Origin of the sequence: Scandinavium sp., from assembly GCF_036271055.1 — a bacterium.
Taxonomy (GTDB): domain Bacteria; phylum Pseudomonadota; class Gammaproteobacteria; order Enterobacterales; family Enterobacteriaceae; genus Scandinavium.
Window position 1 is genome coordinate 67,123 of the sequence record NZ_DATBBJ010000080.1, and the last position, 26,185, is coordinate 93,307.

Genomic DNA, 26,185 nt, shown 5'->3' on the forward strand with positions numbered 1-26,185 from the left:
TTGACGGTCAGTGGGTGAAGGAAGCGGGAGAGCAGCACAACGATCAAAACCCCCGCCCGGCAGGGAGAGGGTTTTGATCAGGGTAAAATTACCCAACCAGCTTTTTGGTCATCTCCAGCAGCGTGCGAACATCCGCAGGGCGAGTGTTGCCGCTGTCTTTGTCGATGATCGAACTGTAAATATGAGGGATCACTTTTTTCACGCCCGCATCGAGGGCGATCTTCAGGATTTCGCTGTAGTTTTCCAGATCGATACCACCGGTCGGCTCCAGCCAGAAATCATGACGGGCACAGGCTTCCGCTACTGCCTGATATTCGTCGCGGCATTTCAGGCCGCCCATTGGGAAGTATTTGATTGAGCTACAGCCCAGGTCTTTCAACAGCGCGATGGCGGTGTCCACCGGCACGATGCCGTCCTGCTCTTTGCTGCTCAGCGGGCCAGTGGAAATTTTGACCATACCCGGCGTGCCGGTTGGCGACACCAGACCATTGACCACGGTTTCATTCTGACCGAGCAACGCACGGCTGGTCGCCACACCAGTAAACACCTGGTTGACGTGCTGCGGCTGCACTTCACGGGAAATCAGGCTCACCATTTCAGACTGGTTCGGGTCACCCGCGCCCAGACCGACAGACAGCGCGTTATCAATCAGCGCCGCGTATTCACGCATATCGGCCACGGCAGTCGCTACGTCCGGATAATTTTTGGAGAGCACACCCACCAGCACGTGACCTTCTGCGGCTTCGTACACGTCTTTAGCGTTCGCTTTCGATCCGGCCAGAACATTCAAACAGACACGGTCACGGTAAAAATTCGGGGTCAGTTTCATGCTTGCTTCTCCTTGTTTAGCACTTCCGCGATGCGGCTTGCTACGATCTCCAATTGTTGCGCGCTAACACTGCGCACATCCGCTTCAATGATGCCTTCGTTAGCTTTGTAGCCACGGAAATAGATGGCGTATTCGCCTTTTTTCAGCTCAGCCACCAGCTCGCCGGTCGCAATGCGGGTCACGGCTTCATCAAACTTAATTTCGGTACGGGCGATATCACGGCCCGCCGCATCCCAAACGACGCGGGACGTCACGCCGTTCAATGCATTCAGCGCGTTGATAAATGGCGTCATTTTTTCCACCATCTGCGCGCCGCTCTCTTTCTCAGCCGTCAGGTAGTGTTCAATGGCGCAGGTCAGGCCGAGAATGCCTTCTTTACCGACTTTCATCGCGCGGCCAATGCCTGCAGTCTGGCGTTTTACCCATTCAACATACTGAGTTTTACCGATAACCAGACCGCTGGTTGGCCCTTCAATCGCCTTCGCGCCGCTGTAAATCACGAGATCTGCACCGGCACGGTAGTAACACTGCAAATCTTCTTCTGCCGCCGCATCAACAATCAGTGGCAGGTTGTGTTTACGCGCCACTACCACCGCCTGCTCGACGCTGAGCATGCTTTTCTGCACGCAGTGGTGAGATTTGATGTACAGAATGGCAGCGGTACGCGGGGAAATCGCCGCCGCAAGCTGATCGGCCGAACATTCGTTGGCATAGCCCGCTTCAACCATTTTGCCGCCGCCGAGGGCGATCATCGTGGCAACTGGCGCGCCAAAGTTGACGTTGTGGCCGCGTGGCAACACGATTTCATTGTTCTCAATCGTGGTGCTGTGCAGGTTTTCCAGCAGCCAATCGCTGTCTTTCACCAGCACGCCAGCAATCGACTGAGCAATCCCGGCAGATGCACAGGAGACAACCGTTGCGCCTTCTACATCCAGCAGTTTTGCGATGTACTCGCCGGTTTTATTGACCAGGTCTTTCATTTCGAAATAGTGATTCATGCCGGTCAACACCGCTTCAACCACTTCCGGGCGCGGAGTCGACACACCCAGCGCCGTCATGCGACCAGAGGCGTTAATCACTTGTTTCAGATTATATTTCTCATAAATCGAAGTCATGTTCTGCACTCCCTTGTTCGGTCATATAGCCTTTGCCTGCGCGAATGGCGGCCAGTGGCACCAGATCCAAATCCGCCTGCAAGACATTGTTTTCGGCATCCACCAGCGTGACTGGCTGGCGTTTCAGGGTAAATACGGTGAGGTCAGCATCAAAACCAACCGCCAGATGGCCTTTCTGCTTGAGACGAATCGCCTCGGCGGCGTTGGCGGTGACGCAGTTGATGACCTGTGGCAACGACATGCCAATGGCGAGGAATTTCGCCATTACACAAGCCAGCGAATGCACCGGGCCGTTGATGCGGTTGCGGCAATAGATATCAGAGCTGATGGTGTGCGGCAGAATGCCCATCGAAATCGCCTGTTTCGCGACGTCGAAACTGAAGCTGGCAGTTCCATGGCCCACATCAAGCTTAATGCCGCGTTTTAACGCGCCAGAAACGGACGCTCGCAGCTCGCCTGATGGTGTCAAAATGCGGTTCGGTTTGCCGTTATAGCAGTGGGTAATAATGTCGCCGGACGTCAGCAGTTCGGTGATTTCATCGAGATTCGGCGGGTTGTTGCCGATATGCACCATCAATGGCAAATCACCGTTGGCCTTCTGAATTTCTTTGGCTTTTTCCAGCGGCGTGATGCCGTTTTCACCGACAACACTGCTGCTCATGCGGGCTTTGAGGCCGACGATGAAATCAGGATGACGCTTGATAGCCGCCGTTGCGGCTTCCGCGTCAATGTTCGCCATGTTGGCCAGTTCGTTCTGCGCAATCAGGCCGACGCGGGAGATATTAAGCAACGCGTACACGTCGGTGGCGCATGGACGGGTCAGTTCGTAGAACGTGTCCACATCATCGGCACCGGTACTGCCCGCATCGATGACGGTGGTGACGCCAGTGGCGACACCGACGCTGTCCGGCTGGTCATTATAAATCGGCGATTTCGGGTAGCAGTGAACGTGTAAATCAATCCAGCCCGCGCTGACGTAATGCTCGCCGTTGAGGGAGACGACTTTCGTCGCCTCTGCGTTAATGTCGCCCAGCGCGGCAATTTTACCGTCCTGGATGGCGATATCCGTTACCGTATCGTCAACCAGGCGTGCACGCTTAAGCAGTAAATCAAACATCGCTTTCTCCTTGCAGACTTAACCGATAGCCACCGGGAAGATGGAACCGAGGATCATCGCGCCGAGGATGGCCCCGCCAGTGATCGGTTTCTGCCAGATATAGAACAGTAACGCGCCGAGCAGAGAACCAATCCCGATAGGAATGGAAGCCGTCATCGCGCTTAAGATAATCAAAGGACCGAGGAATCGGCCAGAGGCGTTACCCGCGCCCATCATCACATCTGCACCGTAGGTAGAGTTGCTCTGATTGACGGTGAATTTACGCGCCAGAATGATGATGTAGCCCACTGCCAGCCCTAAAATCAGGCCCGTTGCCAGTGATGCGGCGAAGTTAGCAACCGGGAAGACAATGCCTGCGCCCAACAACAATGCCGGAACGCCAAGACCAATACCGGTCTGGATTGCGCCACCGATATCCAGGATCCCCACCAGAGAACCTTCAATGATGCGGGCAAACAGGAAGCTCGCGCCAAACGCAGCGACTGCGCCGTATACGCCGGTATCAATACCGGATTTCAGCATCGCGACGAAGGCCACTTCGTTGAAAGCACCGATGCCGTACAAGTAGTACATGTGTGTCCCGGCGAATACGCCGGAAGAAAGCAGGCCGACAAAGATCGGGAATGACCAGTCCGCGTACCAAAAACCTTTATTCTGTTCCATGCGTTATCCCCTTATTTGCCGCTCATTGAGTTGTGCAGCAGATCCAGCCAGTTCGGCACGGTCATGTGGAAGGATTCGATCATCTTCATATCGAAGCCGCGGAAGAAGCCACTCAGTACAAACAGCGCGATCACCGCAGCCATCATAATTTTGGTGACACGGTTCCAACCGGCATCTTCAACGCCTTTACCGATCAGGATGCCCAGTACCAGACCCGGTACGGCGTTACCCATAATCAGCTGTGCTGCGCCACCAAAAATGGTCGCCCAGAAACCTGATTTCTTACCGGCATCAATCGCCGCCAGCCAGAAGATGACAGGCATGATGATGTTCACCAGCAAGTTCGCCGCAGGCACCAGCACTTTAACAGCGGTGACCTGTAAGGCTTCCGGCACCGCAGAAGCCGTGGAGTTAAGGAACGCCACCACGATCATGCCGATCAGGCCGCAAGCCAGCGCCATCTTTTTCGGATCATGCAGGGTTTCTGCCACGTTGCGGTTTTTCATCATCAGCGCTGATGCGCCCCAATGAGGGATGATGCGGTGGTCAACGTCCTGCGTGAACGCACCCGCTGCAACGGAAGACGCCCAGGCGTTAAAGAAGAAGCCCAGACCAAAGGAGAAGTGAGAGGCCGGGTCACCTTCGCAGGAGTTCAACTCGCCCAAAGTACGAAAAGCACCCATCCCTTGCGTGGTGGGTGCATGAAACATGCGTGCAGCGCCAGCACCCACACCGACGCCAACCAGGCCGCCAATAATGAGTGATTTAAAGAGAATAATCAGGAACATGAGTCTGTCCTTTTCTAATGGTTATGTTGTCGTGACGAAATCCACTTTGTCGAGATTTAACGCGGTCACGTTGACGGTGACATCCAGCTCCACGCTGAACGAGCGTCGCTCCCGGCGCAGAAAGATAAACAGAAACGCTTCTTTCCGGACCGTTTCCTGCGCATGAACAACCGCCACGTCCTGTGGTTCGATGCGCAGTAAAATATGCGGTGATGCTTTCATCACCGTACCCTGAACCTGGTTGAGCGCATCGGCAAAGGCACGTGCTTTCGCCTCGCCTTTGCCCTTGACCCTCACCGTGGTGGTGAATTGTTCTTTCATGCTTATGCGCCGTATTTCTTCTGCCAGGCTTGCACCAAACGCTCGCCCAACTCTTCTTTATCCATAAAGCCGAAGCCCAGTACATTCGCGCCTTCGTTGATGGCCGTTACGCCTTCTTCCACAGAGCGCATGCCGTATTTCGCTTTATAGCCGTGCTTGGTCTGAGCGGTAATCGCACCCGCACCGCCGCTGCCGCAGAAAGAGATGCCGAACGTTGCATTTTCCGCTTTCATCACGTCGCCGAGTTTCATGTCAGCCGCGACACCCGGTACCACTACCGCGCGGCCACCGGCCTTTTCCACACCTGCTGCTACTTTCTGACCTTTGCCTAAACGATCGCCGATTACTACGGTAATTTGTTCCATGTTTTGCTCCTTAAAGGTTTTCTTTCGCCACTTCGAAGTGCACTGATAACAGCCAGGCTTCTTCATCCGGAAGATTGCCAAACTGTGCGACCACTTCGCGTGCAAGCGTCATTGATTCGGGTGAAATTTCTTCAAACAGGCTGGCTTCCACTTCTGGCAGCGGCTCTCCGGTAATAGACCGGTGCGCCATCGCACGGACATGGGACGTCAGCATTTGCTCCTGGACGGCGTTCGGGATAATGCCCTGACCTTTCAACAGGCTGTACACCTGGTTCAGCATGCGAGTAGCAAGCTCTTCGGTCTGGTTCCCTACGTCGGTAATGACTGCTCCGTTGTTCACTCTTCTCACCCCGTTTGTTGCGTCTGAATTCAAACTAACGTGTGCGGTGTCGGGTTTGTAGAGCGTTATTTTCCACTTCAAAGTGGAAAGGGAACCGACGAGAGTGATCTGTGCCACATAATTTGGCTGAATACGGATTAAATGCTGGATAAGCGTGATGAATATCACGGGAAACGACTGAGAAAACGGCTGGGAAAAGTGGAAAGACTTTGCGAGGCTTCACGTAAAACTGTGATGTCGATAAGCTTTTGTGATGGCTATACGGGAGAATAACGGCGGGTGCTTGAGGCTTTTCGTCTCAGGCATGGGACGAAAAGATGAAAGCCCCAACTTGACTCAACATCAAGGAGGGGCCTTAAACTTCCCGTCTCAACAGCGAGAAGGATAATGCCTTTCCTGCAACCAGGCAAGGAGACATCTATGAAGCAATTGCAACTCATTATCACGGTCCTGCTGATAATCGTTATATCGATTATTGCAGTGACCCTGGTCGTCCGGCGGTCCGTTTGCGATATCCACTTTCGTAATGGTTCACTGGAAGTTGCCGTGCATCTGGATTGCAAATCTGCGAAGGTGCAGTAACAGGTAAAAACTGGCGGGGGACTTCCGAATTCCCCCTTCAGCCTTCCGTCAAGAGCGTAAAGGCTCAGGCACCCTTCTTAACGGTATTTTTTGTGGTAAGTGTTACGCGTGCCAGCAAGATCAAGCGCCACACCCTGCGCTTCTTTAATTTTGCCTTCGTTCGCCAGCTTCTCAGCGTTGTCGATCTGGCCAATCAGAATGTCAAAGCCGTGGCGATAGTCTTTCATTTCAGCACTGTCTGCCGCTTTGCCTTCCAGTTTCGGTGGCGTTTGTTTCTGAGCGTCCTGTGCCGCGGTGCGCATTTTGCCAAGTGCCGCTTTCATTTCAGCTGCATCATCAGATTTCTGCACGACTTTCAGGTTTTCAGACAGCGTGTCCATATCATCGCCAAGGTCGGCAAAGGCAGGGGCGACACCCAACATCAGGGTAGAAGCTGCCAGCATAGCCAGTATTGTTTTACGCATTGCTCACTTCCTTCATTTTTTATTATTGAACAGGGGCAGCACAGCAGGTTGCGCCACCATTGAGAACAAAGTTATTGACCGGCGATTTTCATTTCCGGCAACAGTACGGAACCGCACTGAATATTACTGCGCGTTTCAATATCGTCGGCCACGGTCACGATATTACGCCACATGTCTTTCAAATTTCCTGCGATCGTAATTTCGCTCACCGGATACTGGATTTCGCCATTTTCTACCCAGAAACCGGACGCGCCGCGAGAATAATCTCCCGTTACGCCACTCACACCCTGCCCCATCAATTCAGTGACGACAAGACCGGTACCCATCTCTTTAAGCAACTTTTCAAAACTGAGGCCCTGGCCCTGAATACGCCAGTTATGGATGCCACCCGCATGACCGGTGCTTTTCAGGCCCAGCTTACGGGCAGAATAGTTGGTCAGCAGCCATTGCGTCAGAACGCCGTCTTTAATGATGTCACGGCGTTCTGTGCGCACGCCTTCGCTATCGAACGGCGTAGACGCCAAGCCTTTCAGCAGATGCGGATGCTCTTCAATGGTCAGCCATTCCGGCAGAATTTGGGTGCCCAGTGCGTCGAGCAGGAAGGTAGATTTGCGGTACACCGCGCCACCCGCAATCGCACCGACCAGATGACCAAACAGCCCGGTTGCCACTTCATTGGCGAAAATAACTGGCGCTTTCATGGTTGAGAGTTTGCGCGGTGACAGACGTGACAGCGTGCGCTGCGCACACTCCGCGCCGACAGATTCTGGGTCGAGCAGATCGCCCATCGCGCGGCCAATGGTGTACGCGTAATCGCGTTCCATCTCGCCATTTTCTTCAGCAATCACGCAGCTCGACAGCGAATGGCGCGTAGAGCAATAGCTCTGCAACATACCGTGGCTGTTACCAAAGACTTTGATGCCGTAATGGCTGTTGAAGCTGCCGCCTTCGGTATTGGTGATGCGTTTATCCGCTTTCAGCGCGGCCTGTTCGGCGCGTGAGGCAAGCTCAATGGCTTCGTCCGGAGAGACTTCCGCCGGATGGAATAAATCCAGATCCGGCGCTTCGTAGGCCAGCAACTCTTTGTCCGCCACGCCTGCATACGGGTCCGGCGAAGTGTAACGCGCGATGTCCAGCGCCGCCTGCACGGTACGCGCAATGGCATCCGGGCTGAGATCGGTTGAGGACGCACTGCCTTTGCGATTCTGATGATAAACCGTAATCCCCAGGGCGCCGTCGCTGTTGAATTCAACATTCTCTACTTCGCCATAGCGTGTACTGACGCTGATCCCGGTCGATTTACTGACCCCAACTTCTGCGGCATCAGACTGACCTGCCGCCAGCTCCAGTGCGGTGGAGACGGCTTTTTCGAGTGCTTTACGCTGTTCTGCAACCTGTGTGATTACTTTCATCGCTAATGCCATAATGTAGATAGGAGTTTATTGAAGTCTAACAGATATCCGTTTTTCAGTGCGCGTGTTAACTATGCTATTATGCGCCTCTTTTTTTAGGAGCCTGAGATGACCAAGCAGCCCGAAGACTGGCTCGACGACGTGCCCGGTGATGACGAAATCGACGATGAAGATGATGAAATCATCTGGGTCAGTAAAAGTGAAATTAAACGCGATGCCGAAGAGTTAAAAGAACTCGGTGCCGAGATCGTTGAGCTGGGTAAAAACGCGCTGGAAAAAATCCCGCTCGATGACGACCTGCGTGCCGCCGTTGAGCTGGCACAGCGAATCAAGAAAGAAGGCCGCCGCCGCCAGATGCAGCTGATCGGCAAAATGCTGCGTAGCCGTGACGTTGAGCCAATTCGCCAGGCACTCGACAAGCTGAAGAACCGTCACAATCAGCAGGTATCCCTGTTCCACAAACTGGAACTGCTGCGTGATCGTCTGGTTGAGGAAGGGGATGATGTGGTCGCGGAAGTCGTGGGTCTGTGGCCAGATGCCGACCGTCAGCAACTGCGTTCGCTTATCCGCAATGCGAAGAAAGAGAAAGAAGGCAACAAGCCGCCGAAATCTTCCCGCCTGATTTTCCAGTATCTCCGAGAACTGGCCGAAAACGCCGGGTAATCGCCAACGGCAGCCCTGGACTTTCTGGGGCTTCCCGTTATTTCGCTATAACGCTTTTATTCATTCGTTATCTACTTCGCTGAAAAGTGTGAGCAGTTGCGCGTGGGTGAAGGTCATGGCGGGAAAAGCGGGGAAATTAAGCCGCCAGCGTCAACGCCGACGGCTCAGATTATGGTTTACGCCTGCGCTTTCTGCTCCAGCATATCCAACAGTTTTTGATGAATGCCGCCGAAACCACCGTTGCTCATCACCAGAATGTGATCGCCCGGCTGGACAGATTTGCCAATCATTTCCACCAGCGTATCCACATCTGCACTCCAGTGCGCAGGCTGAATGCAGGCTTCCGCCACTTCGGCCACCTGCCATGGAATATGCTGCGGCTGTAACAGGTACACTTCGTCAGCGCGGCCCAGCGACGGCGCCAGATCGTCTTTGCAGATACCCATTTTCATGGTGTTGGAACGCGGTTCAAGCACAGCCAGAATACGCGCCGTACCGCCCACTTTGCCACGCAGTGCCTGCAGGGTCGCGAGAATTGCGGTCGGGTGATGGGCGAAATCGTCATAAACGGTGACGCCGTTGGCTTCGCCGCGCAGTTCAAGACGACGGCGGGCGTTGACGAACGCGCCCAGTGCTTCTGCGGCATCAGCAGGTTTCACACCCACATGACGCGCAGCGGCAATCGCCATCAAACCGTTATGCATGTTGTGTTCGCCCACCAGGCCCCATTTCACCTGACCGACGTTTTCGCCATCCAGCCACACTTCCCACTCAGCCGCATCAGTGGTGATTTTCTTCGCCTGCCAGTGACCCTGATCGCCCACCAACTCTTGCTCACTCCAGCAGCCCATCGCCAGCGTTTGCTTGAGGTTAATGTCGTTTTCTGGCGCGATGATGCGTCCCTGACCCGGCACGATGCGCACCAGATGGTGGAACTGTTTCTGAATCGCTTTCAGATCGTCAAAAATGTCCGCGTGATCGAACTCAAGATTATTGAGGATCAACGTGCGCGGGCAGTAATGCACAAATTTGGAACGCTTATCGAAGAAGGCGCAGTCGTATTCGTCGGCTTCAATCACGAAGAACGGGCTATCGCCCAGACGCGCAGACACATCAAAGTTGCCCGGCACACCACCGATCACAAAACCTGGTTTGTAACCACAGGCCTCGAGGATCCACGTCGCCATCCCGGCGGTGGTGGTTTTTCCGTGCGTCCCGGCCACGGCTACGACCCAACGGTCGCGCAACACAAAATCATGCAGCCACTGCGGGCCGGACATGAAGGGAATGTTTTTTTCCAGCACTGCTTCAACGCACGGGTTGCCACGGGTCATGGCGTTGCCAATGATCACTAAATCAGGCTGCGGTTCGAGCTGGCTCGGGTCATAGCCCTGAATAAGGTCAATCCCCTGCTCTTCAAGCAGCGTGCTCATCGGCGGATACACATTGGCATCCGAACCGGTCACTTCATGGCCAAGGGAACGGGCCAGCATCGCCAGTCCGCCCATAAAAGTGCCACAAATCCCCAAAATATGAATGCGCATACGTTACCGTTCCTCTTACATTAGCGGCGTATTTTACCCTCATGTGCGCGGACTGAGAACCGCATTTCGGTTAATTCCGTAATTAGCTGGCGCGATTCACCATTACGCGGAATTTTGAATGTTTGTTAAGATTGTTGGACATTAACCGCTTTACTCAACATCAAATGCAGGGAAAGTGTTATGAAAACGTTAGGTGAATTTATTGTCGAGAAGCAGCACGAGTTCTCTCACGCAACCGGTGAGCTCACTGCTTTGCTGTCGGCGATAAAGCTCGGCGCCAAGATCATCCACCGCGATATCAACAAGGCCGGTCTGGTCGATATCCTGGGTGCCAGCGGGGCTGAAAACATTCAGGGCGAAACGCAGCAGAAGCTTGACCTGTTCGCTAATGAAAAATTGAAAGCCGCGCTGAGAGCCCGTGACATCGTGGCCGGGATCGCCTCCGAAGAAGAAGACGAGATTGTCGTATTCGACGGCTGCGAGCACGCCAAATACGTTGTGTTGATGGATCCGCTGGACGGTTCATCCAACATCGACGTTAACGTCTCCGTCGGCACTATCTTCTCTATCTACCGTCGCGTCACGCCAGTCGGTACGCCGGTCACGGAAGAAGATTTCCTGCAACCGGGCAACAAACAGGTTGCTGCGGGCTATGTGGTGTACGGCTCATCGACCATGCTGGTGTACACCACCGGCTGCGGCGTACATGCCTTTACTTACGACCCTTCGCTCGGCGTGTTCTGCTTGTGTCAGGAGCGCATGCGCTTCCCGGACAAAGGCAACACCTATTCCATCAACGAAGGCAACTACATCAAATTCCCGATGGGCGTGAAGAAGTATCTCAAGTTCTGTCAGGAAGAAGATAAAAATACCCAGCGCCCGTATACCTCGCGCTACATCGGTTCTCTTGTGGCAGATTTCCACCGTAACCTGCTGAAAGGCGGGATCTATCTCTACCCAAGCACCGCCAGCCACCCGGAAGGGAAATTGCGCCTGCTGTACGAATGCAACCCGATGGCGTTCCTCGCCGAACAGGCAGGCGGGAAAGCCAGCGACGGGAAAGAGCGCATTCTGGATATCATCCCGAGCACTCTGCACCAGCGTCGTCCACTGTTCGTCGGCACCGATCACATGGTGGAAGATGTGGAACGCTTTATCCGCGAATTCCCGGACGCATAATCTGTCTCGAAATTTCCCCTCTCCTTTGAGGGAGAGGGTTCTCACTAAAATCTACGCGGCTTGATGCTGCAATCTGAATGACGCCATCGCTTCCATCAATTCACGTGATTGCTCTTCCAGCGAACGGGTGGCGGCGGAAGACTGTTGTACCAGCGCGGCGTTCTGCTGTGCCGTTTCATCCATCTGAATCACAGCAATATTCACCTGCTCGATACCACGACTCTGTTCCTGCGACGCGCTAGCAATTTCACGCATCAGTCGGGTCATGCGCATCACCTCAGAGGCGATTTCGTCCATCGTTTCCCCCGCCTGTTGCGCCAGGTCACTGCCCTCGCTGACATGCGTTTGTGAAGCGCTAATCAATGTGCGGATCTCTTTGGCGGCATCCGCGCTACGGCTCGCCAGATTACGCACTTCGCCTGCCACCACCGCAAAACCACGGCCTTGTTCACCGGCTCGCGCCGCTTCAACGGAGGCATTCAGCGCCAGAATGTTGGTCTGGAAAGCAATCCCGTCGATGACGCTCAGGATGTCGCCAATACGACTGGAACTGCCGGAAATATCGCGCATTTTTTCAATCACGTAGCACACCATTTCGCTGCCGCGATCGGCGGTGTCGGACACAGTTTTCGCCAGTTGGTGTGCCTGTTCGGCGTTATCGGCATTCTGTTTCACCGTGGCGGTGATCTGTTCCATGCTGGCCGCGGTTTGCTCCAGCGATGTGGCGGTCGATTCGGTACGTTGCGCCAGATTATTATTGCCCGCCGTCAACTCACGACTGCCAATGTCAATCTGCGAACTGGCATCGCGCACGCGCAGCACCGAGCCCATAAGTGATTGACGCATTTCGCTTATCGCCGCATTCAGGCGATTGATTTCCTGGCTGACCGGCGCATTTTCGCTGTGGGTCAGATTACCGGCGGCGACCTGTTCAAGCTGCACAATCGCGGTATTCAGCGGTTTGAGCAACATGTGACGCAGCGCCAGCCACGCCAGTACGATTACCCCGGCAGTCAGCAGAATGGCGATAATCATCAGCGTCATCACCCGATTTTTGCTGGCATGTACGGTCTTCACTTCCTTTTGCCCACGCGCATCGACCCACGACTGGAACGCCTGCATATCGTTATCAAACTGGCGAGAAACGGGGATCAGATGATTTTCCAACAGGTCGTAATAGCCGTCTGCGCTTTGCTGGTTGAGGACTCCCAGCATTGGCGTGATGCCCTGTTTGTTATACGCATCAAAACTTTTGGCTACCTGAGCCAGCAGCTGCGCGCCCTGCTCATCGTCAATCTTCGAATTAATCACATCAGACAGCGATTTCTGCGCCGTTGCCACTTCGCGATTGATGTTCTGCACCGATTTCGCCGCGTCGTCGAGCATGCCGATTTCCATCAGCCGGACGGCCTGCCCCGCTTCGTTGCGCGCACGCAGGATCAGCGTATAGCCTTTGTTGAGCTGAACCAATTGTTCGCCCTGAAGATGGTTGATGCGGGTCAGTGAAGAGGAACTTTTGGTGAGAGCGTAAATCCCCATTCCGCTGACCAGCAGCAGCAAAAGGGTCATCACGGCCAGTAAAGAAAGCAGGCCGGTACGGATTGAAAGCTTTTTCAGCATGATGTCATTCCCGGTAGCAAAGCAACTTTTAGACGGAAACAAAAAGTATCGGCTGCGACCGGGAAGACTTTAGGGTTATTAATAAATTCAGTATGTTATTGCTTTGTTATTGCTGGAGCGACGCGGGTGACCGGTGAACTCTGGCGATTTTCCCACAACACCGTCAGACCGCGTTGCAGGGCAATAAAGATGAATAACAAAATGCCGATGGCGATTTTGGTCCACCAAGAACTGAGTGTGCCATCGAAGTTGATATAAGTCTGGATCAGCCCCTGAATCCCGACACCAAACAGCGTGCCCAGTACCGTGCCGACGCCGCCACTCAGCAATGTGCCACCAATGACCACCGACGCAATCGCATCCAGCTCAACGCCCATTCCCGCCAGCGCATAACCCGCCTGCGTATAAACGGAGAAAACGATCCCGGCAAGCGTTGCCAGGCCCGTCGACAGCATATAAATGCGAATCGTGGTGCTTCGAGTGGAGATACCCATCAGGTTTGCCGAAATGGCGCTGCCGCCGATGGCGTATACCTGATTGCCGAAACGTGTGCGATGCGCGACAAACATACCCGCCACCACCACCAGCAACATCAACACGCCCATTGCGCTGAGCCGCCCGCCACCGGGGATCATCCACGCCATATCCGACAGTTTGTCGTAGATCGGATGGTTAATCGGGATCGACTCTTCCGACACCAGATAGCTCACGCCACGCAGGAAGAACATCCCCGCAAGCGTAATGATGAAAGCCGGGATTTTCAGCGCATCGATAAGCAAGCCCATAAACGCACCAAATGCACAGCCCATCAACAACACCAGTGGAAACGCCACCAGTGGCGACATGCCCCAGAAACCGATCGCTTTGGCGAGAAACACACCGGTAAAGGCGATCACCGACCCGACCGACAGATCGATACCGCCGGAGAGGATCACGAAAGTCATGCCAACCGCGATGATGCCGAGAAACGCGTTATCGGTAAGAATGTTGCAAATCACGCGGGTCGACGCGAAGCCGGGGAACTGCGTCAGGCAGTAGAGATAGCCGAGGATAAACACCCCGAGGGTGATCATCAGCGGCAGATTACGTTTTATCATGGCCGCGCACTCCTTTGAGTAAACCGATAAAGCGCGGTGACTGGACGATCAGCACGCACAGCACAACGACCGCTTTGACCACCTGATTCAGCTCCGGCTGGAAGCCCGAAAGCAAAATGCCGGTGTTCATGCCCTGAATGATCAGCGCGCCAATCACCGACAGCAGCAGGTTAAAGCGCCCACCCATCAGTGAACCGCCGCCGATCACCACCGCCAGAATGGCGTCCAGTTCCAGCCATAACCCGGCGTTGTTGGCATCCGCGCCCTGAATATCCGCTGCGACAATCACCCCGGCAATGGCGGCACACACGCCACTCAGCACATAGGTCAGCATTACCACAATGCGGGTATTCACCCCGGCGTTTTTTGCCGCGCGAATGTTGATCCCCACCGCTTCAATGAACATGCCCAGCGCCGTTTTACGGGTGAACAGCCAAAAGACGATCAGCGTCAGCAGCGCGATGATGACTGGCGTCGGCAACATCAACAGCTTACCGCTGCCAAACCAGGCCAACGACGCGGAATCAAAGGTGACAATTTGCCCGGAGGTGATCAACTGCGCCACACCACGCCCCGCCACCATCAGAATCAGTGTGGCAACGAACGGCTGGATCTTGAGGATCGCCACCAGAATGCCGTTCCACAATCCCGCCAGCACGCCCGTTGCCAGTGCCGCCAAAAGCACCATTGGCAAACTGTGACCAGCCACTTCCATCGATGCGGCAGTTGCCCCGGCAATCGCCATCACCGCACCGACGGATAGATCGATACCGCCGGTTGCGATAACCAGCGTCATGCCAATCGCCAACAGCGCGACCGGTGCGGCGCGGTTAAGAATGTCTATCGGACTGCCGAAAAGGCGTCCGTCCTGCAACACCACCTGGAAAAAGTGCGGTGAGACCAGGCTGTCGACCAATAACACAAGGATCAACGCCGCGATTTGCGGCATGCCCGTCGGCCAGCGGAAGCGGCGCTTTGGCCGCTCGGTTTGTGGGAGAGATTGTGGCATCACGTCATACCCCTTATGCCGCAATAGCATTCATGATCGCCGGAACGGACAGCGCATCCAGCGGGATCTCCGCTACCTGTTTGCGATCGCGTAAAATAATCACCCGATCCGCGTAGCCCACGAGTTCTTCCAGTTCGGACGAAATGACCAGCAGTGCGAGACCATCGGCGCACAGCGTTTCGATCAAGCGAATGATTTCAGCGTGCGCACCCACGTCGATCCCGCGTGTCGGTTCATCGAGGATCAGGAATTGCGGGCGTGTCAGCAGCCAGCGCGACAGCAACACTTTTTGCTGATTGCCGCCGGAAAGAAATTCAATCGGCTGTTCGGCACTCGGCGTGCGAATCCCCAATTGGCGAATAAAACGCTCGGCAATTTCATTTTGTTCACGGCGTGGGATCGGCCTCAGCCAGCCGCGCTGTGCCTGTAGTGCCAAGATGATGTTTTCCCGCACCGTTGCCGCCGCGATAATGCCGTCGGTTTTGCGGTCCTCAGGACAAAAACCAATCCCCAAAGACGATGCCTGATGCGGTGAGCGCAATGTCTGCGGTTTGCCTTTGATCTCTGCCGTGCCGCTGTCGGACGGTTTGATGCCGAAAATAACTTCTGCGGTTTCAGTGCGCCCGGAACCGAGCAGCCCTGCCAGCCCGACAATTTCGCCAGGCCGTACCTGTAAATCGAAGGGTTCGATAACGCCTTTTTTGCCGTAGCCTTTAAACGCCGCGACGGGTTTGTCGCTCAACAACGTGCGGCCCGCGCGTTGCAGGGCATTGTTGTCCAGCTCACGGCCCAGCATCATTTTGACCAGTTCAATCTGCGGCAACGCTTTGGTTTCTTTGCAACCGACGAAACCGCCGTTGCGCAGCACCGTGATGCGGTCGCTAACCTGATAAACCTGATCGAGAAAGTGGGTGACAAAAATCAGGCTGACGCCCTGATCGCGCAACTGGCGCATCAGGGTAAACAGCATCTCCACTTCCAGCGTATCGAGACTCGCGGTCGGTTCATCGAGGATCAGCACTTTGGCGGAGAGATCGATGGCACGGCAAATCGCGACGATCTGCTGCATCGCCACGGAGAAACGGTTGAGGGGTTCGCGAACATCAAGGGAAAAACCGTAGGACGCCATCAGCGCCGTGGCGCGCTTTTCCATCTCTTTGCGTTGCAGTAAGCCGAAACGGCGTGGTTCGCGACCAATAAACAGGTTATCCGCCACCGACATATTCGGCAGCAGGTTCACTTCCTGATACACCGTACCGATGCCCAGTTGCTGAGCGTGGGCGGTGTTTTTTGGTGAAATGGTTTCGCCTTCGAGCCAAATGGTGCCGCGATCGGCGTGATACACACCGGTCAGCGCTTTGATGAGAGTCGATTTTCCGGCACCGTTTTCGCCGAGCAGGGCCATGATTTCGCCACGACGCAGGCTGAAATCCACGTTATCCAGCGCTTTCACGCCGGGGAAAAATTTGCTCAGGCCTTCGGTATGCAGAATATCCTGGTGCTGTTGAGCGGTCATGATTGCCCTCTCCCTAACGTCCTCTCACAAAAAGAGGGAATTCAGCCAGCGCGTCACCTTTCTGGCCCTCTCCATCAAAGAAGAGGGCCAGAGTGAAGAGGCTGGCATGACGGATCAATAACCCATGTCTTTTTTCTTATCCAGCTGCGCCTGAGCGCTGTCTTTCAGGTAAAGCTGCGAATGGGTCAGGGTTAACTTCGGCGGCATGGTGCCGTCTTTTTTGAACTTTTCAAGCGCGTCAAACGCCGGGCCTGCCATGTTCGGTGTCAGCTCTACGTTGGCGTTGGCTTCGTCGGCCAGCATCGCTTTATAGATATCCGGCACGCCGTCGATAGAGCCGGTCAGGATATCTTTGCCCGGTTTCAGACCCGCTTCTTTGATGGCCTGAATGGCACCGATCGCCATGTCATCGTTATGGGCGTAAACCATGCAGATATTCTTGCCGTTGTTTTCCGCCTTGATGAAGCTTTCCATGACTTCTTTACCCTTGCTGCGAGTAAAGTCGCCGGACTGAGAACGAATGATTTTGATGTTTGGCGCTTTAGCGACGGCATCCGCAAAACCTTTTTTACGATCGATTGCTACGCTCGCCCCGACGGTGCCTTGCAGCTCAACCACGTTACATGGCTTGCCCGCTACGGTTTTCACCAGCCAGTCGCCAATCAGTTGACCTTCCATCACGTTGTTGGCGGTGACGGTGGTCATGTAGAGCGATTTGTCTTTCACATCAATGGAGCGGTCGAGCAGGAATACCGGGATCTTCGCCTGTTTGGCTTCTTTCAGCACCGGTTCCCAACCTGTCGCCACGACGGGCGCGATAAAGATGGCGTCCACGCCCTGAGCGATAAACGAGCGTACAGCCTTGATTTGGTTTTCCTGTTTTTGCTGACCATCGGCGATTTTCAGCGTGATACCGCGTTTTTCAGCCTCGCTTTTCGCCACGCTGGTTTCAGCCGCACGCCAGCCGGATTCAGACCCGACCTGTGAAAAACCTACGGTTAAAGGAGCAGCGATGGCCATAGACGACATAGCTGCGGAAACAGTAGAGACAAGAAGTAAGCGCTTCCACATAAGGGTATCCTCTTCGGGTTATTGTTGGTTTACCCGTCATACTTCGAGCCGCAGATGCGTTGGCTGCACTCCCTCTCTTGCCGCCTGTCTGCAACTCGAATTATCTTGGGTATAAAAGCGTCATCTGCCGAAAAACTATAGACAATGGGAAATGTAACGTGATGCGTTACATCACACTTCCCAAAAGAGAAAGGGGGATTTGTAAGCGGTTCCACAACCTTATTCATGAAGTGGCTGGCTTTATGGATTTTTCACCTGGTTAAAGGCTCTGAAAAACGTCCTGTGGGCCTTCTGTCGCTGAAAAGAAGCAAAGACATTTAAGTTGAGTTGGCTATAATACCGGGCACTTGGTTGCCATACATTTTAAAGGAATCAGACATGAGCTTACTCAACGTCCCGGCGGGCAAAGAGCTGCCTGAAGACATCTACGTTGTTATCGAAATTCCCGCTAACGCCGATCCAATCAAATACGAAATCGACAAAGACACCGGTGCGCTGTTTGTAGACCGTTTCATGTCTACCGCGATGTTCTACCCGTGCAACTACGGCTACATCAACCACACCCTGTCTCTGGACGGTGACCCGGTTGACGTATTGGTCCCAACGCCATACCCACTGCAGCCGGGTTCTGTGATCCGCTGCCGTCCAGTTGGCGTGCTGAAAATGACCGACGAAGCCGGTGAAGATGCGAAACTGGTTGCTGTACCGCACACCAAACTGAGCAAAGAATACGATCACATCAAAGATGTGAACGACCTGCCAGAACTGCTGAAAGCGCAGATCTCCCACTTCTTCGAGCATTACAAAGATCTGGAAAAAGGCAAATGGGTTAAAGTTGAAGGCTGGGACAACGCTGAAGCTGCGAAAGCAGAAATCATTGCCTCCTTCGAACGCGCTAAGAAGTAATTCTTACCGTGTTGAAAGCACCGCCTACGGGCGGTGTTTTTGTTTGTGCGCCACACCGCTGCACGCTCTCTTTCACTCGACGATTGCCTGAACTCGCAGCAACAACTCCAGCATCACTTCGTCCGTCGCCGTATCCACCTTCTTTGCCGCACGCGCCTGCAAATCCAGCATTCGCAGTTGATTGAGCAGCACCACGCCCTGTATTTTTTTCTGCTGACTGTCCAGCATCACCGAAAACCCGGCATAACGAGCATAATTGCCCCCTTGCGTCACGGGAGCGACCAGCGTCATTCCCAATTGATTGAAGCCAAAAGGGGAGATAACCACCGCCGGACGCGCACTGCCTTTTTGCTCATGCCCGCTGCTCGGGTCAAACCCGACCATGACGATATCGCCCCGTCGAAAGGTTTGCCGTGTCACCATTGCTCACGGCCTTGTGGGTTGTCTTCACCCCAAATTTCATTTTCGCTGATCTCAGGCGCGTTCGGATCACATTGCGCGAGCAGTTCATCCAGGCTGTACTTCTTGCTCACAGGTGTGAGAATGAATTGATTGTTTTTCACTTCTGCCTCCATGCTCTGCCCGACCGTCAGGCCAAGCGCTTTAACCACAACACCAGGAATGACCATACCGGTACTGTTTCCCCATTTTTTTATGATGATTCGCATACACCCTCCGAGGTTAGACAAAGTATAACCTGGAGATTGCGCTTGTCATGTTTTACACGCTTCATTTTCGCGCGGCCAGCATCATTTCCAGAATTTATCAATAAATGCGCAGAAGGCCGAAGGGCAGGAAGAGATCGGAATTTGTTGCAGAAATATCTTCAGTGTTGCTCGCAAAAAAATAACGCCACTCGAAAGTGGCGTTATCCATTCAGAACTTATCTTTATCCAGCCAATTGCCGGTTTCTATTCGGGTGAACCCGTCCACCGGACGCTGGTAGACGTACATCCACGCGCTTCCGTAGGGCGTCCGAATTAAATGACGCGCGTATTCACCGCCTTTGGTACGCAGCGCATCAAGCTCGGCCAGCGTCGAAGCGTCGATACGATACACTTCACCCACTACCGTGCCCGCACCAGGCACCGCGCCTGGATAGTGGCCCAGGCTGTAGAGTTGATAGTCATCGACGTTATGATCGCCCAGCCACTGAGCGTTGGTCATCCAGTGACTGTTGCCTTGTTTACGCCGCAAACTGCCGTATACAAATATTCGCATTGCTAGAACTCAAACTGATAGAGCAGATCAAGTGCCTGGTCGATGCCAGACACCGCTTCCAGATATAGCTTGGGCATCAGGCGGTAGCGTAACGTGAGTGTTGCTAAAGAGTCAAAAATTCCCACGCCATATTTTACTTGCAGGCCCGGCGCGATATAACCGCTCACGACCACCTGCGAAGAATCGCCAACCCCTGCGGTATCCAGGGCCAGATTGCTTACGCCAAACGTCTCGCCGATTTTACCCACAATCTGACCACTTTGTGCAACCCCCAGACCCACTAATGCGGATGTCATGGCGGCACCGTCGCCTTGTTCACTGTCGAGACCCTGACCACGCAACAGATAAGAAAGCGCTTCCTGCTGCGACATCGCCGGGTCAGAGAAGATTTCCGCTTTCGGCTGATCTGCCATTCCAGTCACACGCACCCCAGCAACCACGTTATCTTCCGTCGCATCCGGGTTACGAATGGCTTCGATATTGAGCATTGGCTGGTCCGGCGGGCCGGAGAACAGCAAGATCCCTTTACGCACGATTAAATCTTGCCCATAAGCGTGGAAGCGGCCATCCGGAATATTGATTTGTCCGTTGAGGCCGAGACCGTGTTTGTCCTGCGCCACTTTCAGGTCACCGGTCAGACGTGCTTTAAGGCCAAAGGCATCCAGACGAACGTTGTTGCCCACGTGGATAGTCAAATTACTGTTGATCGGAATACCTGCAGTTTGCGGATCGACAGGTTTAAGATCTTTATCGAGCATGACTTCATCACTGGAGACACCAACGGCGCTTTCTGGCACATCGTGGACCACGATACGCGCCCACGGCACATCGACGTTGCCGTCCAGCGTGAACAGGCTCGGCGTCGCGGTGAAGACTACATCAGGCGAGACATCAAGGCGTACCATCGGCGGCACGGTGATGCGAACACGGCTGCCTTTCGCCGCCACCTGCGCACGCCAGTTGTCGATTTGCGTCCAGTCGGCATTGCCGCTCAGGCTTATCTGCCCTTGCTGGGTCGCAATCACACCATCGAGCGTTGAACGGGTGCCGTTGAAGTTCATCGCAACCCGGCTCGGCTGCATATCGAACGGCATAAAGTTACCATCGATATCCAACCCACTGAGTTGCAACTGACCGAACAACTGCGGACTCTGAAGATTACCGCCGAGGCGAAGATTCGCATTCAGATTGCCCGTCGCTTTTTCACCGCGAGCGAAAATCGGGTTAATCATCGCCAACGAGAAGTTACGAATATTAACGTTGCCGCCGAGATTGCGCCGTCCTTGCGGGTCGGTGATATCCACCTGACCATCAAACTGACCGTTGTTGGTCAGACGGATAGTCCAACCCAATTGGGCACGGTTGTTATGCAAATCCGCCGTCAGATTGAGCGTATCAAACCCAATCGGCAGCGCGCCGTCATTTACGGTCTGCGTCACTTTCACGTTGCGCCCGGAAAGGCTCACTTTGCCCTGCGGCAACCCTTCTTTGGTGGCATCCCAACTGACGTCAGCATTCCCGGTAAACACACCGCTGGCCTGTGTCGCATCCGGCATGAACGGTTTGAGCATCGCCAAATCAAAGCGATTGAGATTCACCACCGCACGTCCGGTCGCGCCTGCATCAACGGTTTGCGGCACACAGAGTTCAGCGTTCGGGTTATTCCAGCAATGAGGCCCGACACTGATCTTCTGCTCTTTGTTACGGTAATCGAGCGCAATTGCGCGGGAGAGCGACCACGGGCCAACCGGCGTCTGGAAGCGAGTGTTGCTCAGCGTGCCTTTCCAGCGTTCTTCTTTGCGGTCAAAACTGCCCGCCAAATCGAGCTGCCCGGAAACCGGTTCGCCCTGAATACGCAGTTCCAGCTTGTGCTGTTTCTCGTCACCTTTGGCGGAAAGCAGCACCTGACTGATATTTACGCCCGGTTGCGCGATGCCGTTCACCCGCACATCGAGATTGCCGCCAATCTGGTCGGTCGATTTGATGTCGCCTTTGATGCTCGCCTGCGCCACGGAGATTTCCTGCCAGCGCAGATTGCGGGCGGTGATATCTGCCAGCAGCTGTGGTGCGTCAACCGAACCACGGACTTTCAGCAGTCCTTTCGCCGTGCCGCCCAGACCCGGCAGAGCGTTATCCAGCCCCGGCGCGTCGATGGTGGCATCGAGATTCAAATCTTTCACCCCCAACTCACCTTTCACGTCCGCGCTGTTACGCCCCAGTTCCAGATGCAGCCCAGGAATTTTCCATTGCAGATAACTGTTGCCAGAAAGTTTGCCTTCAACGTTGACCTTATTCTGCTTCACGTTGCCGGTCAGTTTGAGTTCCGGCACGTCCATCTGCCAACTGCCGCCGTAAAGACTGCCGCTGGTTTTGATCAGACCGTTGAGCTTCGCAGGCCAGTCCGGCACTTCTTTGGCGGTGTTGATCCCATTGAGCGTCAGTTCTCCGCGCCAGCTTATCGCCTGCTGCCAGTCGAGCAGGGCTTTCAGTTCGGTTTTCCCTTCCAGCGCCGCGATGGTCAGCTTGTCGAGATTCACCTGCTGTTCGTTGCCCTTGGCATCCAGCGTGATGGTCGCAGGCGGAACCCCCTGCCCTTTAACCGCCGTGCGGAACGACAACGTGTAGTCGGTCATTTTGCCGCTGAGCTTCAGCTTAACGTCATCGGCCTGGAACTGTTTTTCGCCGGTAAAAGGCCAGTAAAGCTGTTTGCTGAGCACTTCCAGGTTCAGCGGCAGCCCCGCTTCGGCGAGCTGCGCCTGCGCGCGAATACCGACATCTACCGGGCCTGAAAGATTGATCCCGACTTCAAGCTGCTTGCGCACCTCGCCGCCGATCTTCATTTTGATTTTCTCGCCCTTTACCGGGTCGATATTCAGGGTGCTGTTGAGGGTTAAATCGACCGGCCAGTTATCCTGCAATTTCGCAGTGCCGGTCGCGTTAACCGTGCCCTGGCTGGAATCCACATCCAGCGCGTCGAGCTTCATGTTGCCGTCGATGCTGCTGACTTTCAGCAGCAGGTTATAAACGGTCAGATCGGTGTCGCCGGTCAGGCGCAACTGTTCACCGCGAAATTCTTCAATGTTGAGATTCAGCGGCAGATGCACATCGGTCATGGCAGGCAGGATCGGCTGTGAGAAAAGATCTTTCATCGTCTCGCCGAGCGGTTTTTCTTCCGGCTTTGGCTTGTTGATTTTCGGATCGATCACTTGTTCCTGCGCCACTTTGGCGACTTTAGGCAGCGCAATCAGCAACCCTTTCAGCGACGTCGGTGTGAGCGTCAGGTTTTTCTCCTGCCAGTGCAGGCCGGAGGTGAAATCCATCACCGATACCGTGGTGTCATCGATTTTAATATTGACGTTATTCAGCGCCACCCGGCTCAGGGTTAACGGATACGGCGTGGAGAGGTTCAGCGGGCCGCTGTCCTCTTCTTCGACCGGCGCTGACGGCGGCATTTTTTTGCTGTCGATAATGACATTCACGTTCGCAAGCGACAGGTCGTTCACGCACAAACTGCTGTTCCACAGGCAGGCCGTGTTCACCGCCAGATGGAATTGCCCGGCGTCAACAGCTACACCCGGCTGTTCATAACGCAGGTTTTTTATCGTTAAATCTTTCCAGCCACCGACCACCTGGCCGATGGACAAACCCGGCACCCAGCGGTCGGCTGCCTTAAAGACCAAATGCAGGCCCGTTGTCGTGCCCACCAGGAACGCCACCGTGCCCAACAGCAGGATGATAAACGCCAGGACGCCGAGGCTAATCTTCTTCCATAAACTCATAATTCAGGCCCCAGACCGATGTAGAACTGCAAACCGTGTTCCTCTTTGTCACCCACTGGGGCCGCGATATCGAGCTTGATCGGCCCGACAGGCGACTGCCAGCGCACGCCTACGCCCGCACCGGTTTTGAAATCACTGTCGCGGAAATCATTCACCGCTTCGCCGCTGTCGATAAACATCGCGCCCCACCATTTTCCGGTCACGTTGTACTGATACTCCAGCGAGCCGGTCACCAGGCGCGAGGCCCCGGTGAGTTTGCCGTTGTCATCTTTTGGTGAAATGGACTGGTATTTGTAACCACGGATGCTGCGATCGCCCCCGGCGAAGAAGCGCAGATCCGGCGGCACTTTGTCGAAGTCGCCGGTTTCAATCCAGCCAATGTTGCCGCGCGCGACAAAACGATGGCGATCGTAAAGCGTACGGATCCAGGTATTTTGCGCCTGTGCGACGATGAAATCGACGTCCGATCCCCACGAGGTATTGGACACATCGACAGAATAACGCTGTGAATCACCCCAGGTCGGCATCAGGCCACCACGCGAGCGGGTGCGGCTGATCATCACGCCCGGATACAGCAGCATCGTAGTGTTAGTCACATCGGCTTGGGTAAAGTGATCCAGGCTCCAGCGCAGGTTGATAGCGCGCTGCCAGCCGCTGGAGAGATCCCAATAACGTGAAACGCCAAGGGTGGTTGAATCGGATTCGGTATCGTTCAGATCGGTGCGCTTAAAGCCGCCCTGCAACAGGTAATATTGCTCCAGCGGGTTTTTCAGCAACGGCACTTTGTAAGAGAAATCAAGCTGCTGTTCCGGTGCTGACAGACTGAGATCGGTAGTCAGGCTGTGGCCGTAGGAGTTCATCCACGGCTTGTTCCACGAGGCTTTCACGCGTGGGCCAACGTCGGTGGAATAGCCGACACCGGTTTCGATGGTATTTTGCGTACGCGGAGAAACGACGCCATTCAGCGGCAGCACTTTCGTTTTTCGCGCTTTATCAAATTCGGGTGCCACGATGACCGAGTTAAACCAGCCCGTCGCGGAGAGTCGACGGTTAAGTTCGGCTAAATCATCCGAGGTGTAGTAATCCCCTTCTTTGAACGGGATCAGGTTTTGCAGATAACGATCCTGGATCTGCGAACCCTGGAATGTCACTGCGCCAAAGCGATAGCGTTCACCGCTGTCATAGTCGATATCCCAGAAGGCCTGATGCCTGTCCAGCGATACGCCCAGTTGGCTCTTTTTGAACTCGCTGTCGAAATAGCCCTTGCGTAGCGATACGCCGGTCAGGCTTTTTTTGAAGCCGTCGTAGTCGGCGTGGTTCAGTACCGTGCCGATCGCCGGGCGCTTGTTCAGCAAATCCAGATAGTCGCGGTCAGTGCGAGCGCCGCCGCGTAAAATCACGTCGGTGCCGCCAATTTTGACCGGCACGCCAGGTTTAACGTGCGCCATCAAAACCTGACGCCCTTTGGCGGGGGCTGGTTTCAGTTCGAAATCAATTTGTGGCTCGTAGTAACCGAGCGCTTTAAGTCCCGCGCGTATCGCGTCATCCACACGCGCACGGAAACGGCGATCCGGTGTCACCTCGTCGCTCTCAATGGTCGACAGCTGCGCGCGAACGTTTTTCAGCAGCTCTCCCGAAAGTCCATCTACCTGTAAACGTATGTTTGCCGCACTGGCAACACCACTGACCAAAAGCAGGCTGGCCCAACATAAATGGCGAAATTGTGGCACGTTATCTCCCAAATATCCTTGTTTCCACCCCGTCAGGAAACACAATGGCCGATCCTCGGCTTAACAAAATTTCAACACTAGAGGTTGAAAAAAAGGCGACTACCTCAATATTTCTTATGATTAGATCTAAACGTATTCACCGCCTTTATTGTGTTCAAAGAGAGGCGCTGTGGCAACCTTAACCCCAATTTCCTTTATCCGGAGGCCAAACCGTGAGTTTATTCGATAAAAAACACATTGTAGCTCAAGCGGATGCGCTACCCGGTCGCAATACGCCGATGCCTGTCGCAGCCCTGCACGCCGTAAATGACCATTCGATGACTAATATTCCTCAGGGTATGGAAGTCGCACTGTTCGCCATGGGCTGCTTCTGGGGCGTTGAGCGCCTGTTCTGGCAACTGCCTGGGGTCTATAGTACCGCAGCAGGCTACACGGGCGGCTATACGCCGAATCCGACTTATCGCGAAGTGTGCTCTGGTGAAACCGGTCATGCCGAAGCGGTTCGCATCGTGTATGACCCGGCGGTTATCAGTTACCAACAGCTGTTACAGGTGTTCTGGGAAAATCACGACCCCGCTCAGGGCATGCGCCAGGGCAATGATAAGGGTACTCAGTACCGCTCAGCGATTTATCCGCTCACCCCAGAGCAGGAAAAAGCGGCCAACGAAAGCCTGGCGCGTTTTCAGGCGGCAATGCGTGAAGCCAACGACGAGCGCGTAATTACCACCGAAATCGCCACCGCGAAACCGTTCTACTACGCGGAAGATGACCACCAGCAGTACCTGCACAAAAATCCGTACGGCTATTGCGGTATCGGCGGCATCGGCGTTTGTTTGCCGCCGCAGCTTGCCTGA

General features: G+C 54.6%; 26 protein-coding genes. 5 read left to right on the forward strand and 21 right to left on the reverse strand.

The window, feature by feature from the left end; all coding sequences use genetic code 11:
- Positions 1–88 precede the first annotated feature (88 nt).
- The 8 genes from dagF to VH187_RS18130 are packed head-to-tail and all read right to left on the reverse strand — an operon-like array spanning position 89 to position 5,538.
- Positions 89–829, reverse strand: coding sequence for a 2-dehydro-3-deoxy-phosphogluconate aldolase (gene dagF / locus VH187_RS18095; protein WP_329702838.1), 741 nt, complete (start codon positions 827–829; stop codon positions 89–91).
- Positions 826–1,944, reverse strand: coding sequence for a DgaE family pyridoxal phosphate-dependent ammonia lyase (locus VH187_RS18100; RefSeq protein ID WP_329702839.1), 1,119 nt, complete (start codon positions 1,942–1,944; stop codon positions 826–828). Before VH187_RS18100 ends, dagF begins: the two co-directional genes overlap by 4 nt.
- Positions 1,928–3,061, reverse strand: coding sequence for an amidohydrolase/deacetylase family metallohydrolase (locus VH187_RS18105; RefSeq protein ID WP_329702840.1), 1,134 nt, complete (start codon positions 3,059–3,061; stop codon positions 1,928–1,930). The genes VH187_RS18100 and VH187_RS18105 overlap by 17 nt, the downstream gene beginning before the upstream one ends.
- 18 nt (positions 3,062–3,079) lie before the next feature.
- Positions 3,080–3,724: a DUF4310 family protein gene (locus VH187_RS18110; RefSeq protein ID WP_329702841.1), complete on the reverse strand. Its 645-nt coding sequence runs from the start codon at positions 3,722–3,724 to the stop codon at positions 3,080–3,082.
- 11 nt (positions 3,725–3,735) lie between these two features.
- The gene (locus VH187_RS18115) at positions 3,736–4,512 is read right to left on the reverse strand and encodes a DUF4311 domain-containing protein (RefSeq protein WP_329702842.1); all 777 of its coding nucleotides are present in this window, start codon (positions 4,510–4,512) and stop codon (positions 3,736–3,738) included.
- Positions 4,513–4,533: 21 nt separating this feature from the next.
- Positions 4,534–4,833 (reverse strand): DUF4312 family protein, encoded by a 300-nt coding sequence (locus tag VH187_RS18120; RefSeq protein ID WP_329702843.1) that lies wholly within the window; start codon positions 4,831–4,833, stop codon positions 4,534–4,536.
- 2 nt (positions 4,834–4,835) lie between these two features.
- The gene (locus VH187_RS18125) at positions 4,836–5,198 is read right to left on the reverse strand and encodes an SFCGS family glycine-rich protein (protein WP_329702844.1); all 363 of its coding nucleotides are present in this window, start codon (positions 5,196–5,198) and stop codon (positions 4,836–4,838) included.
- Positions 5,199–5,208: 10 nt separating this feature from the next.
- Entirely contained in the window at positions 5,209–5,538 is a 330-nt protein-coding gene (locus tag VH187_RS18130) for a glycine dehydrogenase (protein WP_329702845.1), read from the reverse strand.
- 420 nt (positions 5,539–5,958) lie between these two features.
- Between VH187_RS18130 and VH187_RS18135 the strand changes: the two genes are divergently transcribed.
- Positions 5,959–6,120 carry a Hok/Gef family protein gene (locus VH187_RS18135; RefSeq protein ID WP_329702846.1) on the forward strand — a complete coding sequence of 54 codons (162 nt, stop codon included), beginning with the start codon at positions 5,959–5,961 and terminating at the stop codon, positions 6,118–6,120.
- Positions 6,121–6,197: 77 nt separating this feature from the next.
- On the opposite strand, the gene cybC is transcribed toward VH187_RS18135, so the two are convergent.
- Both cybC and pmbA read right to left on the reverse strand, forming a co-directional pair.
- Complete coding sequence (cybC, locus tag VH187_RS18140) at positions 6,198–6,584, reverse strand: cytochrome b562 (protein ID WP_329702847.1); 387 nt, start codon at positions 6,582–6,584, stop codon at positions 6,198–6,200.
- Positions 6,585–6,655: 71 nt separating this feature from the next.
- Complete coding sequence (pmbA, locus tag VH187_RS18145; protein ID WP_329702848.1) at positions 6,656–8,008, reverse strand: metalloprotease PmbA; 1,353 nt, start codon at positions 8,006–8,008, stop codon at positions 6,656–6,658.
- Positions 8,009–8,104: 96 nt separating this feature from the next.
- On the opposite strand from pmbA, the gene yjgA reads away from it, so the two are divergent.
- Positions 8,105–8,659, forward strand: a complete 555-nt coding sequence (gene yjgA, locus VH187_RS18150; protein WP_329702849.1) for a ribosome biogenesis factor YjgA — start codon at positions 8,105–8,107, stop codon at positions 8,657–8,659.
- Between the two features lie 176 nt (positions 8,660–8,835).
- On the opposite strand, the gene mpl is transcribed toward yjgA, so the two are convergent.
- Complete coding sequence (mpl, locus tag VH187_RS18155) at positions 8,836–10,203, reverse strand: UDP-N-acetylmuramate:L-alanyl-gamma-D-glutamyl-meso-diaminopimelate ligase (protein ID WP_329702850.1); 1,368 nt, start codon at positions 10,201–10,203, stop codon at positions 8,836–8,838.
- A 180-nt stretch (positions 10,204–10,383) separates the two neighbouring features.
- Here mpl and fbp point away from each other — a divergent pair, with 180 nt between their 5' ends.
- Positions 10,384–11,382 (forward strand): class 1 fructose-bisphosphatase, encoded by a 999-nt coding sequence (gene fbp, locus VH187_RS18160; protein ID WP_329702851.1) that lies wholly within the window; start codon positions 10,384–10,386, stop codon positions 11,380–11,382.
- Between the two features lie 51 nt (positions 11,383–11,433).
- Here the strand turns inward: fbp and VH187_RS18165 are convergent, their stop codons facing one another.
- The 5 genes from VH187_RS18165 to ytfQ form a co-directional block, all read right to left on the reverse strand.
- A complete protein-coding gene (locus VH187_RS18165) occupies positions 11,434–13,002 on the reverse strand; it encodes a methyl-accepting chemotaxis protein (protein WP_329702852.1) in 1,569 nt (522 codons plus the stop codon).
- Positions 13,003–13,097: 95 nt separating this feature from the next.
- Entirely contained in the window at positions 13,098–14,099 is a 1,002-nt protein-coding gene (gene yjfF / locus VH187_RS18170) for a galactofuranose ABC transporter, permease protein YjfF (protein WP_329702853.1), read from the reverse strand.
- Positions 14,086–15,108, reverse strand: a complete 1,023-nt coding sequence (gene ytfT, locus VH187_RS18175; RefSeq protein ID WP_329702854.1) for a galactofuranose ABC transporter, ATP-binding protein YtfT — start codon at positions 15,106–15,108, stop codon at positions 14,086–14,088. The genes yjfF and ytfT overlap by 14 nt, the downstream gene beginning before the upstream one ends.
- 13 nt (positions 15,109–15,121) lie before the next feature.
- Complete coding sequence (gene ytfR, locus VH187_RS18180; protein ID WP_329702855.1) at positions 15,122–16,624, reverse strand: galactofuranose ABC transporter, ATP-binding protein YtfR; 1,503 nt, start codon at positions 16,622–16,624, stop codon at positions 15,122–15,124.
- A gap of 114 nt (positions 16,625–16,738) precedes the next feature.
- Positions 16,739–17,695 (reverse strand): galactofuranose ABC transporter, galactofuranose-binding protein YtfQ, encoded by a 957-nt coding sequence (ytfQ, locus tag VH187_RS18185; RefSeq protein WP_329702856.1) that lies wholly within the window; start codon positions 17,693–17,695, stop codon positions 16,739–16,741.
- A gap of 378 nt (positions 17,696–18,073) precedes the next feature.
- Here ytfQ and ppa point away from each other — a divergent pair, with 378 nt between their 5' ends.
- Positions 18,074–18,601: an inorganic diphosphatase gene (ppa, locus tag VH187_RS18190; RefSeq protein WP_329702857.1), complete on the forward strand. Its 528-nt coding sequence runs from the start codon at positions 18,074–18,076 to the stop codon at positions 18,599–18,601.
- Positions 18,602–18,673: 72 nt separating this feature from the next.
- Here the strand turns inward: ppa and VH187_RS18195 are convergent, their stop codons facing one another.
- The 5 genes from VH187_RS18195 to tamA all read right to left on the reverse strand — a co-directional run bounded on the left by VH187_RS18195 (position 18,674) and on the right by tamA (position 25,331).
- Complete coding sequence (locus tag VH187_RS18195) at positions 18,674–19,024, reverse strand: type II toxin-antitoxin system ChpB family toxin (protein WP_329702858.1); 351 nt, start codon at positions 19,022–19,024, stop codon at positions 18,674–18,676.
- Entirely contained in the window at positions 19,018–19,269 is a 252-nt protein-coding gene (locus VH187_RS18200) for an AbrB/MazE/SpoVT family DNA-binding domain-containing protein (protein WP_329702859.1), read from the reverse strand. The genes VH187_RS18195 and VH187_RS18200 overlap by 7 nt, the downstream gene beginning before the upstream one ends.
- 208 nt (positions 19,270–19,477) lie before the next feature.
- Positions 19,478–19,822 carry a gamma-glutamylcyclotransferase family protein gene (locus VH187_RS18205; protein ID WP_329702860.1) on the reverse strand — a complete coding sequence of 115 codons (345 nt, stop codon included), beginning with the start codon at positions 19,820–19,822 and terminating at the stop codon, positions 19,478–19,480.
- Positions 19,823–19,824: 2 nt separating this feature from the next.
- A complete protein-coding gene (tamB, locus tag VH187_RS18210; protein ID WP_329702861.1) occupies positions 19,825–23,601 on the reverse strand; it encodes an autotransporter assembly complex protein TamB in 3,777 nt (1,258 codons plus the stop codon).
- Positions 23,598–25,331 (reverse strand): autotransporter assembly complex protein TamA, encoded by a 1,734-nt coding sequence (gene tamA / locus VH187_RS18215; protein WP_329702862.1) that lies wholly within the window; start codon positions 25,329–25,331, stop codon positions 23,598–23,600. The genes tamB and tamA overlap by 4 nt, the downstream gene beginning before the upstream one ends.
- A 212-nt stretch (positions 25,332–25,543) precedes the next feature.
- On the opposite strand from tamA, the gene msrA reads away from it, so the two are divergent.
- Entirely contained in the window at positions 25,544–26,185 is a 642-nt protein-coding gene (gene msrA / locus VH187_RS18220) for a peptide-methionine (S)-S-oxide reductase MsrA (RefSeq protein WP_329702863.1), read from the forward strand.